Annotated in this window: 15 protein-coding genes and 3 tRNA genes; 7 read left to right on the top strand and 11 right to left on the bottom strand. The window is 67.3% G+C overall.

Annotation, left to right across the window (positions count from 1 at the left end; translation table 11 throughout):
* The 6 genes from OG714_RS34235 to OG714_RS34210 form a co-directional block, all read right to left on the bottom strand.
* A complete protein-coding gene (locus tag OG714_RS34235) occupies window positions 1–1,446 on the bottom strand; it encodes a ParB N-terminal domain-containing protein (RefSeq protein WP_406126846.1) in 1,446 nt (481 codons plus the stop codon).
* The gene (locus tag OG714_RS34230; RefSeq protein WP_406126844.1) at window positions 1,443–2,105 is read right to left on the bottom strand and encodes a ParB N-terminal domain-containing protein; all 663 of its coding nucleotides are present in this window, start codon (window positions 2,103–2,105) and stop codon (window positions 1,443–1,445) included. The genes OG714_RS34235 and OG714_RS34230 overlap by 4 nt, the downstream gene beginning before the upstream one ends.
* A gap of 108 nt (window positions 2,106–2,213) precedes the next feature.
* Window positions 2,214–2,444: a hypothetical protein gene (locus tag OG714_RS34225; protein WP_406126843.1), complete on the bottom strand. Its 231-nt coding sequence runs from the start codon at window positions 2,442–2,444 to the stop codon at window positions 2,214–2,216.
* Window positions 2,445–2,975: 531 nt separating this feature from the next.
* The gene (locus OG714_RS34220; protein ID WP_406126841.1) at window positions 2,976–3,896 is read right to left on the bottom strand and encodes a hypothetical protein; all 921 of its coding nucleotides are present in this window, start codon (window positions 3,894–3,896) and stop codon (window positions 2,976–2,978) included.
* A 10-nt stretch (window positions 3,897–3,906) separates the two neighbouring features.
* The gene (locus tag OG714_RS34215; RefSeq protein ID WP_406126839.1) at window positions 3,907–4,224 is read right to left on the bottom strand and encodes a hypothetical protein; all 318 of its coding nucleotides are present in this window, start codon (window positions 4,222–4,224) and stop codon (window positions 3,907–3,909) included.
* A gap of 60 nt (window positions 4,225–4,284) precedes the next feature.
* Window positions 4,285–5,454, bottom strand: a complete 1,170-nt coding sequence (locus OG714_RS34210) for a ParB/RepB/Spo0J family partition protein (protein WP_406126837.1) — start codon at window positions 5,452–5,454, stop codon at window positions 4,285–4,287.
* Window positions 5,455–6,128: 674 nt separating this feature from the next.
* Here OG714_RS34210 and OG714_RS34205 point away from each other — a divergent pair.
* Both OG714_RS34205 and OG714_RS34200 read left to right on the top strand, forming a co-directional pair.
* Entirely contained in the window at window positions 6,129–6,656 is a 528-nt protein-coding gene (locus OG714_RS34205) for a hypothetical protein (RefSeq protein WP_406126836.1), read from the top strand.
* 5 nt (window positions 6,657–6,661) lie between these two features.
* A complete protein-coding gene (locus OG714_RS34200; protein ID WP_406126834.1) occupies window positions 6,662–7,432 on the top strand; it encodes a hypothetical protein in 771 nt (256 codons plus the stop codon).
* On the opposite strand, the gene OG714_RS34195 is transcribed toward OG714_RS34200, so the two are convergent.
* A complete protein-coding gene (locus tag OG714_RS34195; protein WP_406126832.1) occupies window positions 7,421–8,380 on the bottom strand; it encodes a recombinase family protein in 960 nt (319 codons plus the stop codon). The two genes, OG714_RS34200 and OG714_RS34195, sit on opposite strands and share 12 nt — an antisense overlap.
* Before the next feature lie 493 nt (window positions 8,381–8,873).
* Here OG714_RS34195 and OG714_RS34190 point away from each other — a divergent pair, with 493 nt between their 5' ends.
* Entirely contained in the window at window positions 8,874–10,457 is a 1,584-nt protein-coding gene (locus tag OG714_RS34190) for a tyrosine-type recombinase/integrase (RefSeq protein WP_406126830.1), read from the top strand.
* A gap of 126 nt (window positions 10,458–10,583) precedes the next feature.
* Here OG714_RS34190 and OG714_RS34185 read toward each other — a convergent pair.
* The 3 genes from OG714_RS34185 to OG714_RS34175 form a co-directional block, all read right to left on the bottom strand.
* Window positions 10,584–10,657, bottom strand: a tRNA-Ile gene (locus OG714_RS34185).
* A gap of 178 nt (window positions 10,658–10,835) precedes the next feature.
* Window positions 10,836–10,908: transfer RNA gene (locus OG714_RS34180), tRNA-Asn, on the bottom strand.
* A 6-nt stretch (window positions 10,909–10,914) separates the two neighbouring features.
* Window positions 10,915–10,987, bottom strand: a tRNA-Asn gene (locus tag OG714_RS34175).
* A gap of 177 nt (window positions 10,988–11,164) precedes the next feature.
* On the opposite strand from OG714_RS34175, the gene OG714_RS34170 reads away from it, so the two are divergent.
* The 4 genes from OG714_RS34170 (at window position 11,165) to OG714_RS34155 (ending at window position 16,804) form a co-directional block, all read left to right on the top strand.
* Window positions 11,165–11,470 carry a YtxH domain-containing protein gene (locus OG714_RS34170; protein WP_406126829.1) on the top strand — a complete coding sequence of 102 codons (306 nt, stop codon included), beginning with the start codon at window positions 11,165–11,167 and terminating at the stop codon, window positions 11,468–11,470.
* A 51-nt stretch (window positions 11,471–11,521) separates the two neighbouring features.
* Window positions 11,522–12,979, top strand: coding sequence for an FGGY-family carbohydrate kinase (locus OG714_RS34165; RefSeq protein WP_406126828.1), 1,458 nt, complete (start codon window positions 11,522–11,524; stop codon window positions 12,977–12,979).
* 163 nt (window positions 12,980–13,142) lie between these two features.
* Window positions 13,143–14,876 (top strand): ABC transporter ATP-binding protein, encoded by a 1,734-nt coding sequence (locus OG714_RS34160; protein WP_406126827.1) that lies wholly within the window; start codon window positions 13,143–13,145, stop codon window positions 14,874–14,876.
* Window positions 14,876–16,804 (top strand): ABC transporter ATP-binding protein, encoded by a 1,929-nt coding sequence (locus OG714_RS34155; protein WP_406126825.1) that lies wholly within the window; start codon window positions 14,876–14,878, stop codon window positions 16,802–16,804. The genes OG714_RS34160 and OG714_RS34155 overlap by 1 nt, the downstream gene beginning before the upstream one ends.
* Before the next feature lie 167 nt (window positions 16,805–16,971).
* Here OG714_RS34155 and OG714_RS34150 read toward each other — a convergent pair whose 3' ends face one another.
* Window positions 16,972–18,282 carry an RNA polymerase sigma factor gene (locus tag OG714_RS34150; RefSeq protein WP_406126824.1) on the bottom strand — a complete coding sequence of 437 codons (1,311 nt, stop codon included), beginning with the start codon at window positions 18,280–18,282 and terminating at the stop codon, window positions 16,972–16,974.
* Window position 18,283: the final 1 nt, after the last annotated feature.

The following is an 18,283-nucleotide window of genomic DNA, read 5'->3' as shown; positions in this document are numbered from 1 at the left end:
TTAATTGGCAAGAGATTCATTTCTCTCTACTACCAATTTTATCAAATTTCCCACCAATTCCAGATGTCTGTCATGCCGGAAGTCATTCGGGTAAGGCATGTTGAATTCCTCTTCGAATGCCTTCTCGTATTCCTCTTTGGGGAGCGCGATGGGGCGGCGGCAGGTGGCCTTGATGTTGGAGCCGCTGAGGTCGGTGACCCGCACGTCTTCGAAGTAGCGGCGGAGCAGCGGCTCCAGGGTGTCGGGGGTGTGGAAACGCAGCTTCTGCCACTTCCCCTTGACGAAGTTCATCTCGACGTTGTCCTCGTCGAGGAAGCTCATCTTCGTGGTGGCGGTCTGGGAGGTGACCCGCTTCGCCTGCTCGTCTCGGAGTTCGCGGGCGAGGTTGCGTGTGCCGAGGCACACGACCCCGTCCGCCGAGCAGAGGGCGTTGACGGTGGTCATCACCCAGTGCTGGTAGTCGAGGGTGGTGGTGGCGTTGATGACGGAGTCGAGGACCACCACGTCGTACAGGCCGTTGGCCTGGATGTCCTTGGCGATGTCGCGGATCATGCCGACGACGGCGCGGATATCGACGGCGTACGAGCCGTCCCGGCAGCGGTAGGGCTCGTAGTCGTGGATGTTGAAGCCCTTGGCGCGCAGGTGTTTGGCGTAGTCGCCGTACCCGGCGCCGAAGTCCACGACCCGGTGGGTGGGCTTGAGCCAGGGGGTGACCAACTGGTCCCAGGTCTCGGAGCCGTAGGCGAGCTTTCCGGCCTTGGCTTTGGAGGAGAACTTGCGGAGCCTCTTGGGCTGCACGATGTGCTGGTTCCACACCGGGGCCTTGCTCTCGATGGCGGTCCAGTCGTAGACGCCGTACTCACCGGCGAGGTCGGCGTGGAGTTGGGCGGCGTCGCCGGACGTGACGGTCCAGGCGAGGAGGTCGAAGCGGTTGATGGAGGCCACTACGGCGTATTCGGCGTTGAGGACGATGCGGCCCTGGTCGTCGATGACGACGCTCCCCCAGGGGCCGTGGCCGGCGGTCATGTGCCCGATGGCGTTGACGAAGGAGAGGTTCTTTCGTTCCGTGACCCGGACGGACTGCCATGGAATCCACGACCAGGCCCCGATGACGCCGGGCTCGGCGTAGACGACGCTGGCCTCGGTCTCGACTCGGTTGTGCAGGAGGTTGAACTGGATCTCGTCCTGCAACCTGACCTTCGTGCCCAGCATGACCGCGGGCGTGTGCGTCAGGCCGATGGCCTGGAGGCCCTTGGTCCTCTGGTGGCCCGCGACCAGCGTGCCGTCGGCGTTGAGGATGACGGGCTTCACGACACCGTGGCGGCGCAGTGACGCCTGAAGCCTGACGAACGCTTCCTCACTGAGGCGGCGCGGGTTGTAGTCGGCGGGGCGAAGCCGGTCGAGCGGGTACGCCTCGTAGAACGTCGTGGTGGGCGCGCTGCTCATGCCGCCTCGCCCTCCTCGTGGGCCTGCTGCAAGACGTGCCAGCCGAAGCCGAGGTCGCTGTTGGTGTCGTCCACGAACTTCGTGTAGATGGCGTTGAGGGCTTCGACCTCTTCGGAGGTGATCCGGACTCGCTTGGACTCCCACTGGAGGTAGCCCCACTGGAGGTAGTCGACGGTGGCTGCGGCACCGGTGCCCGCGCCGTCGGAGGTGAGTTCCAGCGTCTCGGGCAGGGAGGTGTCGTCGAGGAGCCGGTCTACGCTCTCGCGGTCGTAGCCGGTACCGGCCAGGTCCGGGATCTCGGAGAGGATCTCGGCCAGGAGCACGCTGTCGTATCCGGCGAGGTCGTTGGTCCGGTTGTCGACGATGACGATGCGGGCCGCCGCGTCGTCGTCGACGTCGACCCAGGTGACGGCGATCTGCTCCCAGCCGAGTTGCTGGGCAGCCGCGTGCGTGTGGTTGCCCGCCAGGATCTCGTTGTGGCGGCCCGTGTGGGTGCCCTTGTTGACGACGATCGCGCGGTACTGGCCGTTGACGGTCAGCGATTCCGCGATCGAGGGGAGGTCACCATTGCGGGGGTTCCGGTAGTACGGAACGAGGTCCTCGGTGGGGACGGCGAGCGGCAGGAGCAGTTCGGGGATGTTGGCGGGCGTCGGGGTCACTGGGCGTCCCTTGTGTAGGCCGTTCCCCGCGCCCTACAGCTAGTTCAGACTAGACGATCACGCCGGGGCGCGGCGGTCGCCGGGGCGGGGGTTCCGCCGGTCCCTCAATCACCGACCGGCCACCCATCGCTGAACGTGGTGGATGGCGGCGGCCACCAGCCCGCAGCCGGGGAAGGCCAAGAGGCTGGCAAGGAAGACACCGCCACCGCCGAGCTGTACGACGACCCAGGCGACAACGGCGATGGCCGCCATGAGCAGGACGGCCATCGCGTCGGCGACAAGGCGCAGAAGGGTGTGCATCACCGGTTGTTGCAGCCGCAGATCCCGGTCGGCAGGCACCAGGAGTCACAGGATCGGCACCACACCGCACCGGGGACGGGCGGTGTCCGGCGCTCCGGTTCTGCGGGCGGTGCCTGCTCGGCGGTCATGCTCCATGTCGCTTTCGTCGTTGGGGAGTTGTGGCTGCTTCGAGTTCCGTGAGGTGCCGGGTCGCGTCTGGATCGGGGTCTCCTGGCACTTCGAGACCCGGGTCACGTTCAGCGAGGGCCCTGATCGGTGTCCCATCCCGCTCGACGAGGAGACGTTCGTACAGCTCGCGATCTTCTGGGTGCCCAGCGAAGTCCTCTGTGTTCATGGCGCTCCTGAGTGCACGGGGACCCGCCCCCGGCGTGAGGCGGGGGCGGGTCCGGTCGTGATCGTGGATGTTGGCGGCGCTCCGGCGGCTCCGCTCAGGTGCGGGGCCGGTGCCTGGCGGGTAGGGCGCGGGGGATTGGCCACCCGCCAGGCACCGAAGGGGAGTGCCGCATGCCACGGCACGTTGGTGAGCCGGCTTCTCGGCTGAGGCCGCCCTCACCAACGAGATAGAACTTATCACGCTCCAGTGTTGGGATCTATCTCTAGCCATGGTGCAGCCCCGTACTGGAACCCGTCGAGGGGCGTCGCTCCGTGGACTGTCGGCGCGTCCGTGAAGAACAGCCCCTGCTGGACCGCTGCGGGCCTTGCCGTGAAGTCCTCGGGCCTGGGCGCCTGAGGGTTGAAGCGTGGAGGCGGCGCGGCCTCCCGGACCGGGATGACGGCGATCACCGTACGCACACCCACCGCCGGGAAGGCGTCGTCAGGCAGTTCCGTGATGGTCCCGCGCGCCTCCTGCACGCGGGCTCTGAAGTCCTTCGTCAAGCGGTCGATCCGGAAGGTGAGGCTGCCGAGCATGACGGCGACGACCAGGCCACCCGGCTGAACGAACCGCAGGGCCCGTTCAACGTGCCGGATGTCCTGCCTGTCAGCGAACGGCGGGTTCATGATGATCCGTTGGTAGCGGCGCTCTACCTTCACGCCGAGGAAGTCGGCGTTCGCGACCTTGCGGGCGTACCCGCCGACGCGGATGTGCTCGGCGCGAGCAGTGTCGAGTTCGATGCAGTCGACGATGGCACCGCGGGCGGCTGCGGCCTCGGCGATGGCGCCACGTCCGGCCGACGGCTCCAACGCCTCGCAGCCGCCTTCGAGTTCGGCCAGGTCCAGGAGTTGTTCAACGACGGGTTCTGGCGTGGGGTAGTACCCACGCTCGGCGTCGGTGATCACCTGCCCCGTTGCGAGCAGTCCCGCGACGGCAGTGACGGCGGCGACCGGGAAGATATGGGCGCGCCTGTAGCGGTTCCAGGTGCCGCCGACGGCGTGAAGGGCCAGGTTGACCCGCTCGTACAAGTTGCGGTCGAGCTGGCCCCGTAGGCGGAGCTCCAGGCCGTCGACCTCGGCGGAGCGAATGGCGTCGAGAACGTCGGGATCTATCTGCATGGTCGTCTCCTCACTCGCTGGCGGTCTTGGTCTCGGCGGCGAGCAGTGCCGCTTCGAGCTCGACCAGGCGGGCCGTGACCATGAGGTGGGTGCGCACGTACACCGAACTACCGGCACCCTTCATGAGTTCGGAGGCGGCGAGCAGGGTGAGGTTGTATGCCTCGTTCAGGGCTGCTCCGTCGTTGTCACGGCGCGCCTTGAACAGGTGCGCCGCAGCCTCGCGGACGAGTGCAGCCACGTCGGAGTCGTACTCCTCAAGGGCGTTGGCGGAGGCCGGCACGTCGAACAGGTTGTGGTTGATGTTGCGCATGGTCGGGATGTCGTTCATCGCTGTGGGGCTCCATAGAGAAGGGGGCGGCCCGCTGGGGGCCGCCCCGGGACGGACGGGTCAGGCTGCGACGGCGACCGGCTGGGCCGCCGCCTCGGACTCGGTGTCGTCCTCCTCCGGCTCCGCCGGGCTCTCGGTCTCCGCGTCAGCGGCCGGGGTGTCCTCGGTCTCCGTGTCGGCGTCGGCGGCCGGGCCGGTCTCCGGCTCCGGGGCGGGCTCGGTCTGCGCCTCCGGCTCGGTGTCGCCCGCAGCCAGGTCCACCTGGGCGAGTACGGCGTCGGCCTCGGCCACCAGATCGGGCGCTGCGGCGGCGGGGTTGACCATGATCTCGCTGGCGTCGGCGTGCGCCTTTGCCTGACGGAGCTGGAAGCGGGCCTTCTGCACGACGTCCGCGACCCGGTCCATCTGCTCAAGCCGCTTGCCGACCTCCCCCGCCAGGGTGCGGGCCAGCTCCATGGGGTCCGCCTTGCCGATGCTGTCCAGCAGCGCCCACATTCCCTCGATGGCGTCCAGGTCGCTCTTGGTCTTGGCCTGCGCGCGACTCCGCTCGGCCTTCTCCTCGGCGGTCATCTCTTCGACGTCGACCATGGAGTCCTGCGTGGCCGCCTTCTCCTGCTTGCGCATGGCGTAGGCGATGTGGACGAGCTGGTTGTCGTTCTTGTCGCCCTTCTTCCAGTCCTGGAAGACCGCCTTCTGGTTGTCCTTCGAGAGTGCGGCGATCTGGACGGCGGCCTGGGTACCGATGTGCCCGAGGTCGACGGCCGCCTGGATCTCCGGACGCAGGCCGAGCAGGGCCAGGCGCTGGTTGACGAACTGGACCGACTTGGAGAACGTCTTCGCGACGCTGGCGGGCGTGGCCCCCTCCTTCTCGTCCAAGACCTTCTTGAAGCCGCGCGCCTCCTCCAGCGGGAGCATGTCCTCGCGGTTCAGGTTCTCGGCCATGGCCTTCTCGAAGGAGTCCATGTCGCTGATCTCGGACTCACCGTCGGGCAGCAGGATCTTCGCCTCGATGAGGATGTTGTCCGCGAGTTCGTTGGCGCGGAAGCGGCGCTCGCCGGCCACGAGCTCGTAGCCCTCCGCCACCTTCCGGACGACGATCGGCTGGAGCAGGCCGTGCTCCTTGATCGACTCGGCCAGCTCGTTCAGCGCGTCCTCGTCGAAGGTCTTGCGGGGCTGGTTCGGGTTGCGGTGGATCTGGCGCATCTTCAGGGCGGCGTACTTGTGCGACATTGCGATCTCCAAGAGGTCGGCGGGGGCTTCTTCTTTCCCCCCTCCTTCTGGTTCTATTCTATATGCATTCAGGAGGGTGGTCCACAAATTTCGGGAAGTTTTTGCAGGTCAGACGCGTGAAGCGGGCCCCTATAGGGGCCCGCCTCCGAATGCGCGCGTAGATCAACTTGTAGCGGCACCCATCGCGGGCTTCACGTCACGACCAACCCGCTTCAGGTCAACGATCGCCAGAGCCCCTAACGCGACGAGTGCGGCCTCATCGCCCAGGACAACGTTTTCCCTTCCGCCCGACTCCTCCAGTCGGGCCAGCACTCGGTCCAGCTCGATCCCCACCCGTACCCTCCCCGCATTGCAGCGTTCCGCCTCCTTGACTAGTCGCGGCCCACTTAGATCCCCACACAGGCGAGTTAGCGGCACACATCGAGGCCTAGTTGGGTGCCCGTCGCGATCCTGCACCCAAGGAGGCGGTAGAGGGGTGGCGGCCCCACATGCCGAGCACACGCTTACTTCGCCCAAGGTTATAGATCTTGCGGTGAGCGTTACCCATTGTCAACCAACATGGACATTGAGCTGTCTCACCAGCCCCTTACACCTCACAGCGATACTGAGAGCGCACCACGTCCACCGTCCCCTGCCTGGTCAGGCCTGCCGCGTCACAAGGAGTAGCCAGCACCATGCCGCTCGGCCCGGACACCCCTCTCTCCAGCAAACTCGCCGTCCTGATCGGCAGAAAACGCAGAGCGGACGGGAAAACCCTGAGCACGCGCGACATTGCTGCCGCCACAGCCGAGACTCCCGGCAGCAAGCCTGCGATGACCCACCAGGTCGTCAACGACCTCCTGAACGGAGTCAAGGCAAACCCGACGATCTCTCAACTGGCAGGCCTGGCACGGGCGTTGGCCTCTCCGGTAGCTTACCTACTCCCCGGTTACAACGGATTGACGTCCCTGTCGGTCTATGAGGATTGCCCAGACGCGCGCGAGGCGCTTCGGCTCATTCACGACCTGGGGGACGCTGGAGCTGCCGAACTTCTGGAGGCCGCACGTGAGATCCGTCTGCGACACGGACGCAGTGATCTCGCCGTCCCGGAGGTGCCCGAGCCTCTTCCACCTGTCCCGGAACCACCGCGGCCAGGCCGGCGGAGGCGTCTCAGCTTCACCGAAGCGGCTGAGCGCGCCGTCTCCGACCTGGAAGGAACCTGAACCAAATGGACGGCTTAGTCTTCGGCCTGTGCGCTCTGATCGGCCTGGTGGGCACCGTGCTCTCCGCTCGGGAAGCCTGGCGTCAGCGTGACCGAGGGGACTATCGCGTAGCCCGTTTCACCAGAGCTGTGGCCATCGGCATCTGCACGGTGGGCGTCACCCTCGCCGTCCCGGCAATAGAGGACGTGATCGAGTCTGCGACCGGCATGAACAACGCCGCCAAGCTCGGTGCGCACATCTGCGCAGTTGTATGGTGCGGCAGCCTTCAGCTGATGCTCGTGGACTGGTCCTACAACCACGAGGTGTTGAAGGCCAGCCTGTACGCACGTGTCGCCTTCGCGGTGTGCGTCCTAGCGGCGATGCTGCCCCTGTTCGTCGGCACCACCGACGAGACAGTGGAGTTCACGACCGAGTTCGCCACGGTGCCAGGCGTCACCGTCTACCTCATGGTCTATCTGGGCTACGTGGCGATCACCTGCGGCGAGATCGCGTTCCTGTGCACCGGGATGACTCTCGTTGCCCGGCGCGCAGGACACACCTGGACGGCTCGCGGACTCGCCCTGTCGTCGATCTCGGCGATCCTCGGAGTGGCCTACGCCGCCAGCAAGGGCTCATACCTGGTGACCCACTACCTGGGCCACCCGTGGCCGCTGCGGTACGAGGAGATCGTCTCCCCGCTCCTGGCCGGGCTCGCCGTGATCTCACTGATCACGGGGCTGACCATGGCGATGGTAGGCAGGCGGCTCGCATCGCGGGTGGCGGTCTCAGCTATCTGACATGCCCGACAGCTTGCGCCAGTGAAGGACGACTCGTCCCGGCTCGATTGTCCGGACGCCGCGGGCGCTCGCGGGGAATACCTCGATCTTCTCCAAGAGGAGCAGCGTGATGCCTCTCTTCGACGCCGTGGGTGCAGAGTTCCACCACTTCACCAGGTCCTTGGCATGACCGAGTGAGAAGTTCGCCATCTGCTCCGCGTAGCGAAGGCGCGAACGGATGCCCTTGAGGTTAGCCGCGATCTCGCGCTCTCCGGCTACCAGCGCCTCACCGCTGATCTCACGGTTTCCATAGAGCCTCCCAAGCTCAGACTGACGGCCCTCCAACTCCTTGATGTCCCTCTTGAGGTCCTCAACCTGCTTGCGCACGGCGGCCTGGGCCTTGGCGATCGAGGCTCGGATGCCGGGCTTGAGGAGTTCCGCCACGACGTTCTCTCCGACGTGGTCCTCCAACAGCTCGGCATCAATCCGGACCTCACCGCAGCCACCGTGCCCCTTCTTGTCCTTCGGGCGACAGCGGTATCCGGGCGTACCCGAATTGGTACGGGCGCCCCCGAGATCCTCTGTGCACTTGCCGCAGGTGCAGCCCCCGCCGGTTAGGAGATAGTCGTACGCAGGCTCTGCATCCTTCGTACTGCGAGCCTTCTCCCGTTCCAAGAGGGCTTCGAACTCCTCGCGCGTGATAGCTCCCGGGTGACCCGCGTCGACGAGTTCGCCGTCATCGTCGTAGCGCAGCCCGGCGATGGCCGGGTTGCGGAACAGTCGTCCAACCGACGCGTCCTTCCACTCCCCGCCGAGCGTGCCCCGGTATCCCTCACCGTTCGCCCATACCGCAACATCCTGGTTGGACTGATCGCTGAGCGCCCGGCTCACCATCAGGCGGGTCGCGTCCACTTCATCGTCACGTAGCCGACGACGTGAGGCGTCCTCGAAACCGTAGAGCCGTGGCATGCAGTGGTCCGTTCTCGTCTCGTGCGCCCGTAGCCGCCTGATCCTAGGCCACGGCACATGTCCGAGCTATGGCCCGCGAGACCGACAGACTCAGGGCTACACAGATCACTGCACCAGGGGCGACACCCCAAGCACTTGCCAGAGTGCAGCAGTGGGGACCCTCACCGTGCCGCCCAGAGGGAGCGTCTGCACGGGGAAAGACCCCTCCTTGATCAAGTTGTAGGCCTTGTGCGTGCCGATCCCGAGTGCTCGCGCAGCCGTTACAACGTTCACGGTCGGTGGCAGCGCGAGTAGTTCCTCCAGGGTCATCGAACTGACCCCGGCGTCCGTAGCTACAGATGCGTCCTTCGTTGTCATTCCCGTTGTCGCGTTCTCCCCCACGCCAACGTTCCATAAGGATACGCCAACACTGGAGTGTTGGGGCAAGATAGACATCGGTTCGACAAGGACCGACACAGAAGGTCCACAACTGAAGGCCACGAAGGGGAGTTACGTGTTCAACCCCACCTACTACCGACGCTGCGCGTGCCAGGAACCAGCCGTCGACACCGACGGCACTCCGAAGCTCGACGACGCCGGCGCTCCGAAGCTGCGCATGCTCGGAGCGAGCTGCCCGAAGCTCCGGCGAAAGGGGCACGGCACCTGGTACTTCACCATGGAACTGGAAGCGGGCGAGGGCGGAGAGCGTCAGCGCGTGCGACGAGGAGGATTCGCCACGAAGGACAAGGCGGAGGCCAAGGCGGCTGAGGTCTACCGCGATCTGATCGGTGGCGCCGACGTCCTCAGCAACGCCACCGTCGGCGAGGACCTGGGCGCGTGGCTCAAGCGCAAGAAGGGCCTGGCTCGTACGACGCGCCACGGGTACGAGGAGCACGTAAGGCTCTATCTCAAACCTCACCTCGGCCACATCAAGCGGCGTGACCTCAAGCTGCGCCACGTCGAAGGCATGTACGACGCGATCGAGCGGGAGAACGCCGAGCGGCTCATCCACCACGCGAGGGTGATAGAGCTGCGGGAGGCTCGCGACGCCGCCTACACAGCCTGGGTACGTGCCGCGGGGAGGAAGCAGGAGCGCCGCGTCACGCGTCAGGCGTACCTCGACGCCAACGCCGCGTTCCGCGAGGGCCGCAAGGGCAAGGAGAAGATCACCAGCGCCCCGACGATGCACCGCATCAACGCCACCCTCAGCTCGTTTCTGGGCAGCGGAATCAAGCGCGGCGAGTATGCGACCAACTTGGCCGCGCTCGTCGAACTGCCGGCGGTCAAGCGCCCCAAGGCTCTGGTCTGGACAGCGGAGCGGGTCGAAGAGTGGAAGCGCACGGGCAAGAGGCCCAGCCCTGTCATGGTCTGGACGCCGGAGCAGACGGGCGAGTTCCTCGACTTCGTGAATGACGACCGGCTCTGCGCCATGTGGCACGCATTCATCTTCCGTGGCCCTCGGCGCGGCGAGATGTGCGCTCTGCCCTGGCCGGAGGTGAGCCTCACCGGCTCGTGGTTCCGCATCTCCGCGCAGATCGTTGAGATTGCTTACCAGCAGTACGACGAGGCTCCGAAGCAGGACAGCGTGCGCACCGTCACGCTCGACTCTCAGACGAACAGGCTATGGGCAAGATGGCGAGTCACCCAGGCCACGGAGCGCGAGCAGTGGTCCGGGGAACAGGCATGGGTCGAGAGCAACCGGGTCTGGACCCACGAAGACGGCGAGCCCCTGCACCCCGACTGGATAAGTCGTCGGTTCAACCGACTCGTCGAGCTGTCCGGCCTGCCGCCGATTCGCCTGCACGACACCCGGCACCTGTCGGCAACGCTGGCGCTGCTGGGCAAGGCAGACATCAAGGTCGTCCAGGAGCGGCTGGGCCACAGCTCCCGCCAGATCACCTCGGACACGTATACGAGCGTCCTTCCTCAGCTCATGACCGCCGAGGCGGAGTCCACAAACGCAGTCGTGCCTCGGTCGCGGAAGCAAGATCCCCGACAGGGCGAGCCCTCCAAGCTGAAGGACCAGCGCGACACCCCGGAGAGCGACCCCGACGCCGAGGACGATGGCCCAGATGAGGGACTGCGCGCAGCCGCGTGACCTCCGGCCTCAATCCGGCCTCAGGATCATGAATCCATGATCGACTAGGGCCGCCAAGATCTCTCAACTCGCCCGACCCGCCAGCTAAGTTGCTGGTCAGAACGATTCTGCGTAGGTAATGCAGAGTGGGGCGGGTGGGACTCGAACCCACGGCCGACGGATTATGAGTCCGCTGCTCTAACCGGCTGAGCTACCGCCCCATTACGGCGCGTCGCGCACATTTGTACGCGCCGTCTGCCGCAGCATAGCCGCTCATACGATCTCCTGCTTCGGATGGTCGACTTCGCACGACCATGAGGACTGCGGCCTGCCGCGAGTGGTTCCGGGGGACATGAAAAAGGACCCCAACGGGGTCCTCTTCACTGCTTCCTCACTGCGCTCTCCCGACTGGACTCGAACCAGTAACCTGCCGGTTAACAGCCGGCTGCTCTGCCAATTGAGCTACGGAAGACCGAAGCTCCCCCGACTGGACTCGAACCAGTAACCTGCCGGTTAACAGCCGGCTGCTCTGCCAATTGAGCTACAGGGGAATGCCTCGTTGCATCGAACCTACCTCCCTGGGTATTCGCCAGGGGGCGTGTGCTCGCTGCGACACATACATTAGCGCAAGCAGGGGGGTGCTCCGCCAATCGGTTCCCCCGGCACCGATGCCGCGCCGGAGCCCCGGAGCCCACGCAAGGGAACCTACGCAAGGAAGGGTGGCCGTCATGCGCTACAAGCTCACGTTCGTCGTCGGACTGGCTCTGGGTTACGTGCTGGGCACGCGGGCCGGACGCGAGCGCTACGAGCAGCTGAAGAAGTCGGCGCGTCAGGTCGCGCAGAACCCCGCCGTCCGCAACACCGCCGAGACGGCGGCGCAGCAGGGACGCCAGTACGCGGGCAAGGCGTACCACGCGGTCAGTGACAAGGTCGGCGACCGGGTCCCCGACTCGGTGGCCCAGCGCGTACGTTCTCTGCGTGAGCGCAACGCGAGCGGTACGGGCGAGGACGACTGGGGCACCAGCAACACCTAGGGAGTCCCGACCCGGCGCCGTCACCTCCCGCCGTACGGCAGAATTTCCGCCATGGGGATAGTCGCCGGGTTGGACAGTTCGCCCGATTTCACTCGTATCGTCGTCTGCGACACGGACACGGGGTCCGTGCTCAGGCAGGGATATGCGCCGCATCCGGTCGAAACCGAGACCGAGGGCGGCGGGCGGCCCTCCGATGTCGATCCACAGGCCTGGCTGTTGTCGCTGGGCGAGGCGGCCGGCGGGGGGCTGCTCGAAGGTGTGCAGGCCATCGGCGTCTCCGCGCAGCAGAACGCGCTCGTGCCGCTGGACTCGCAGGGCAACACCGTGCGGCCCGCGATGGTCGGCGGTGACAAGCGGGCGCAGGTCGCGGCGGCCGACCTGATCGACGCGCTCGGCGGGCGCGAGGCGTGGGCGCAGGCGGTGGGTTCCGTACCGCAGGCCGCGCAGCCCGTCACCAAGCTCCGCTGGCTGAACAGGACCGAGCCCGACAACGCCCGGCGGACGACCGCGCTGCTCCAGGCTCACGACTGGCTCGTGTGGCAGCTCCTCGGGCGGCCGGTGCGCAGGACGACCGATCGGGGCGGGGCCTCCGGGACCGGGTACTGGTCCGCCGCCAGTGGTGGTTACCGGCCCGATCTCGTCGAACTCGCCCTCGGCCACCAGGCCATGCTCCCCGACGTGATCGGTCCCTCCGACGCGGCCGGTACGACTCCGGAGGGGCTGCTGATCTCCGCCGGCACCGGCGAGACCATGGCCGCCGCCTTCGGGCTCGGGATCGGGTTCGGGGACGCGGTCGTGTCGCTCGGCGCTTCCGGGTCCGTGATGGCCGTGCACCACGAGGCGCTCGTCGACCAGAGCGGGATGATCACCTCGTTGGCCGACGCGACCGGGATGCATCTGCCGGTCGTCACCACACTCAACGCCGTACGGACCCTGCGCGGCGCCGCCGAACTGCTCGGACTGCCCGATCTGGAGAGCCTGTCCGAGCTGGCGATGAAGTCGACGCCCGGGGCGCACGGACTCGTTTTCCTGCCGTATCTGGAAGGCGAGCGGACGCCGAACCTGCCGCACACCGCCGGGACGCTGGCCGGGCTGCGGCGGGAGTCGATGAAGGCGGAGCATCTGGCGCGGGCCGCGTTCGAGGGCATGCTGTGCGGGCTCGCGGACGCGCTGGACGTGCTGCGCGGACGGGGCGTTGCCGTACGGCGGCTCTTCCTGCTCGGGTCGGCCGCCGAGCTGCCCGCCGTGCAGGCCGCGGCGCCCGCGCTCTTCGGGACCCAGATCGTCGTACCGCAGCCCGCCGACTACGCCGCGATCGGCGCCGCCCGGCAGGCCGCCTGGGCGCTCGGCGTCTCCCAGGGCACCCTCGACCCGCGCAACCCGCCGCCCTGGCAGGGACCGGTCGCCCAGGTCTTCGAGCCGGGCGACGAACTGGCCGTGGGGCAGGCCGTGCGTCAGCAGTACGTGTCCGTACGGGAACAGACCCATCCGGGCGCGTTCCGCTCGTAGGGACGCGCGGTCGTCGATGCGAATAAAGCACTTAAGGGTGCATAACGGGCCGTAGGGCACTGCTGTTGGGTTAATCGGTTGAGGTAACGCGGGTGGAGTGTCCGACGATGGGGGCGAGGGGCACACCGCCCGCCCTCCACCCGCCGACTCCGAGAGACCCAGCGTGCTCATACGACTTCTGCGGACCTATCTCAGGCCCTACAGGAAACCCATCGCCCTACTGGTGCTGCTGCAGTTCCTGCAGACCTGCGCCACCCTCTACCTGCCCACCCTGAACGCGCACATCATCGACAACGGTGTGGTGAAGGGGGACACCGGATACATCCTGTCGTTCGGCGCCCTGATGATCGGGATCTCGCTGGTCCAGGTCGTGTGCAACACGGGTGCCGTCTACTACGGCGCCCGCACCGCGGCGGCCGTCGGCCGGGACATCCGGGGTGCCATCTTCGACCGGGTGCAGTCGTTCTCGGCCCGCGAGGTCGGCCAGTTCGGCGCGCCCTCGCTGATCACCCGGACGACCAATGACGTCCAGCAGGTCCAGATGCTGGCCCTGATGACGTTCACGCTGCTCGTGTCGGCGCCGATCATGTGCGTCGGCGGGATCATCCTGGCGCTCGGCCTGGACGTGCCGCTGTCCGCGGTGCTGATCGCGGTGGTGCCGACGCTGACCATCTGCGTGACGCTGATCGTGCGCCGGCTGCGCCCGCTGTTCCGGTCGATGCAGGTGCGCCTCGACGCGGTGAACCGGGTGCTGCGCGAGCAGATCACCGGCAACCGCGTGATCCGCGCCTTCGTCCGGGACGAGTACGAGAAGGACCGGTTCCGCAAGGCCAACAGCGATCTCACCGAGATGCAGCTGAAGACCGGCAACCTGCTCGCGCTGATGTTCCCGGTGGTCATGACCACGGTGAACCTGTCGTCGATCGCGGTCGTGTGGTTCGGCGCGCACCGGATCGCCAGCGGCGGGATGCAGATCGGCGATCTGACGGCGTTCCTCGCCTATCTGATGCAGATCGTGATGTCCGTGATGATGGCCACCTTCATGTTCATGATGGTGCCGCGTGCGGAGGTCTGCGCCGAGCGCATCGAGGAGGTCCTCGACACCGAGAGCAGTGTCGTGCCGCCGCTCGCGCCCGTCACCGAGCTGCGCCGGCACGGCCATCTGGAGGTCCGCGGGGTCGGCTTCTGTTACCCGGGCGCCGAGGAACCCGTACTGAAGTCCATCGACCTGGTGGCCCGCCCGGGCGAGACGACGGCCGTGATCGGCTCGACCGGCAGCGGAAAGTCCACCCTTCTGAGTCTCGTCCCGCGGCTGGTTGACGCGACGGACGGCGAGGTCCTCGTCGACGGAGTCGACGTGTCGACCATCGACCCGGTCCTGCTCGCCAAGACGGTCGGCCTGGTCCCGCAGAAGCCGTACCTCTTCGCGGGCACGGTCGCGACCAACCTTCGCTACGGCAATCCCGACGCGACGGACGAGGAGTTGTGGCACGCGCTGGAGGTGGCGCAGGCCAAGGGCTTCGTCGAGGGGCTGGAGAACGGGCTGGACTCCCCCATCTCGCAGGGCGGCACGAACGTCTCCGGCGGTCAGCGGCAGCGGCTCGCGATCGCGCGGACACTCGTGCAGCGGCCGGAGATCTACCTCTTCGACGACTCCTTCTCCGCCCTCGACTACGCGACCGACGCGGCGCTGCGGGCGGCGCTCTCGCGGGAGACCGCCGAGGCGACCGTGGTGATCGTGGCGCAGCGGGTGGCGACGATCAGGGAGGCGGACCGGATCGTCGTACTCGACGAAGGACGGGTTGTGGGGACGGGGCGCCATCACGAGTTGATGGCGGGCAATGAGACGTACCGGGAGATCGTGCTCTCCCAGCTGACGGAAGCGGAGGCTGCCTGATGGCCGGGCCCATGGGGCGGATGATGGCCGGGACGGGCCCCGACGCCCGTTCGATGGACTTCAAGGTGTCCGGCAAGCGGCTCATCGGCCAGTTCAGGCCGGAGCGGCTGACCATCGGCCTGCTGCTGGTGTGTGTGGTGATCAGCGTGGGGCTGAACGTGGTGGGGCCGAAGATCCTCGGCAACGCCACCGACCTGGTCTTCGCGGGCATCATCGGGCGGCAGATGCCGGCCGGGACGACCAAGGCGCAGGCGCTCCAGGCGATGCGCGACCGGGGCCAGGGTTCGGTCGCGGACATGCTGAAGAGCACGGACTTCACGCCGGGCCAGGGCATCGACTTCACCTCGGTGGGTCATGTGCTGCTGCTCGCGCTGGGCACGTTCATGGTGGCCGGGCTGCTGATGGCGGTGGCGACCCGGATGGTCAACCGGGCGGTCAACCGGACCATGTTCCGGCTGCGCGAGGACGTGCAGACGAAGATGTCGCGCCTCCCGCTGTCGTACTTCGACAAGCGGCAGCGCGGTGAGGTGCTCTCGCGCGCGACCAACGACATCGACAACATCGGGCAGACCCTCCAGCAGTCGATGGGCCAGCTCATCAACTCGCTGCTCACGATCATCGGCGTCCTCGCGATGATGTTCTGGGTGTCATGGCTTCTCGCCCTGGTCGCGCTGGTCACGGTGCCGCTGTCGTTCCTCGTCGCCACCCGCATCGGCAAGCGCTCGCAGCCGCACTTCGTGCAGCAGTGGCGCTCGACGGGCAAGCTCAACGCGCACGTCGAGGAGATGTACACCGGCCACAACCTGGTGAAGGTGTTCGGGCGTCAGGACGAGTCGGCGAAGCTCTTCGCCGAGCAGAACGACGCGCTGTACGAGGCGGGCTTCAAGGCGCAGTTCAACAGCGGGGTCATGCAGCCGCTGATGATGTTCGTGTCGAACCTCAACTACGTGCTGGTGGCCGTGGTCGGCGGTCTGCGGGTCGCGTCCGGCTCGCTCTCCATCGGTGACGTGCAGGCCTTCGTCCAGTACTCGCGCCAGTTCTCGATGCCGCTGACACAGGTCGCGTCGATGGCGAACCTGGTCCAGTCCGGCGTCGCCTCCGCGGAACGGATCTTCGAACTCCTCGACGCCGAGGAGCAGCAGCCCGACCCGATGCCGAGCGAACGCCCCGAGGAACTCCGCGGCCTGGTCGCCCTGGAGCACGTCTCCTTCCGCTACGACCCCGACAAGCCGCTCATCGAGGACCTCTCGCTGACGGTGGCACCGGGCCACACGGTCGCGATCGTCGGCCCGACGGGCGCCGGCAAGACCACCCTCGTCAACCTCCTCATGCGGTTCTACGAGGTCTCCGGCGGCCGGATCACCCTCGACGGCGTCGACATCGCGCGGATGTCCCGGGACGAACTCCGGTCCGGCATCGGCATGGTGCTCCAGGACACCTGGCTGTTCGGCGGCTCGATCGCCGAGAACATCGCGTACGGGGCGTCGCGCGAGGTCACCCGGGGCGAGATCGAGGAGGCGGCGCGGGCGGCGCACGCCGACCGGTTCGTCCGTACGCTGCCCGACGGCTACGACACCGTCATCGACGACGAGGGCACGGGGGTCAGCGCCGGTGAGAAGCAGCTCATCACCATCGCGCGGGCGTTCCTGTCCGACCCGACGATCCTCGTCCTCGACGAGGCGACGTCCTCCGTCGACACCCGTACGGAGGTCCTGATCCAGAAGGCCATGGCCAAACTCGCCCATGGGCGTACCTCGTTCGTGATCGCGCACCGGCTCTCCACGATCCGGGACGCGGACACGATCCTGGTCATGGAGAACGGCTCGATCGTCGAACAGGGCGGGCACGCGCAGCTGTTGGCGGCGGACGGGGCGTATGCGCGGTTGTACAAGGCGCAGTTCGCGCAGGCGGTGGCGGAAGTGGACTAGCCGCCAGGACGGGTCGTCGTTCGGCTGACGGCCCGTCGTGGCTGGTCGCGCGCCGCGGCGGAGCCGCAAATGTACACAGCCCCGCGCTCCTAAAAGCACCTCGGCTGAGGTCTTTTCAGGGGCGCGGGGAACTGCGCGACCAGCCCCCACCGGACCCGCACCCGGCATCAGTCCAGATAGCCCCTGAGCTGATCCGCAAAGGCGTGGTCCCGCAGCTTGTTGAGCGTCTTGGACTCGATCTGCCGAATCCTCTCCCGGGTCACGCCAAAGATGCGGCCGATCTCCTCCAACGTGCGAGGACGCCCGTCCGCCAAGCCGTACCGCAGCTGCACAACCTTCCGCTCCCGCTCCCCCAGCGTCGACAGGACGGCCTCCAGGTGCTGCCTGAGGAGGATGAACGCGGCCGACTCCACGGGGCTGGTGGCGTCGCCGTCCTCGATCAGGTCGCCGAGGGCAACGTCGTCCTCCTCCCCCACCGGCGCGTGCAACGACACCGGCTCCTGGGCGAGCCGGAGCACCTCGCTGACGCGTTCGGGCGCGAGGTCGAGGTGGTCGGCCACCTCTTCCGGCGTCGGCTCGTAGCCGCGCTCCTGGAGCATGCGCCGCTGGACGCGGACGACCCGGTTGATCAGCTCGACGACATGCACCGGGACGCGGATCGTGCGGGCCTGGTCGGCGAGGGCGCGGGACATGGCCTGGCGGATCCACCAGGTCGCGTACGTCGAGAACTTGTAGCCGCGGGCGTAGTCGAACTTCTCAACTGCCCTGATCAGGCCGAGGTTTCCCTCCTGGACGAGGTCGAGCATGGTCAGCCCGCGCCCGACGTACCGCTTGGCGACGGAGACGACGAGCCGCAGGTTCGCCTCGATCAGGCGGCGCTTGGCCATCCGGCCCATGACGACCAACTTGTCCAGGTCGAGGGCGAGTTGGCTGTCCAGGTCGGTGGCGCCGCCGAGCTTCTCCTCGGCGAACAGGCCGGCCTCGACACGGCGGGCGAGGTCGACCTCCTCGGCCGCGGTGAGCAGCGGGATGCGGCCGATCTCGCGCAGGTACTGGCGGAACAGGTCCGAGGAGGGCGCGCCGTTGTCGGCGGCGACCCGGCTGCGGGGCCGTACGGCGGGCTCGGGGGCCTCTGCGGTCTCCACCGCTTCGGCCGTCGGTTCTTCGAGCTCGGGCGGGCTCTCCGGGTCCGCGGTTTCGGGGTGGTGCGCGGCACGGCTCTGCGGGGGGACGGTCGCGAGGACATCGGTCTCCGCTTCCGGTTCCGCGCCGTCCGTCGTGCTGGTCTCGGTCTGGTCGAGGGTCTGGGTCTGCACGGGGGCGACCTCCAGGATGATCGCTGCCAGGGGGTACGGCAGCGGTACTTCAGGGGCGGAGTGGGCGGCCTCGCCGCAATCCGTCCCGTACTCGATGAGCGGAACCGCGGGGGTGATGGACCCGCTGGGGACGGATCGGCCGCGCTCCGAGGACTCAGGCACC

The organism is Streptomyces sp. NBC_00989 (assembly GCF_045162655.1).
Taxonomy (GTDB): Bacteria; Actinomycetota; Actinomycetes; order Streptomycetales; family Streptomycetaceae; genus Streptomyces.
The sequence above is the reverse complement of the archived record's forward strand: the minus strand, read 5'-3'. Positions and strand labels throughout refer to the sequence as shown.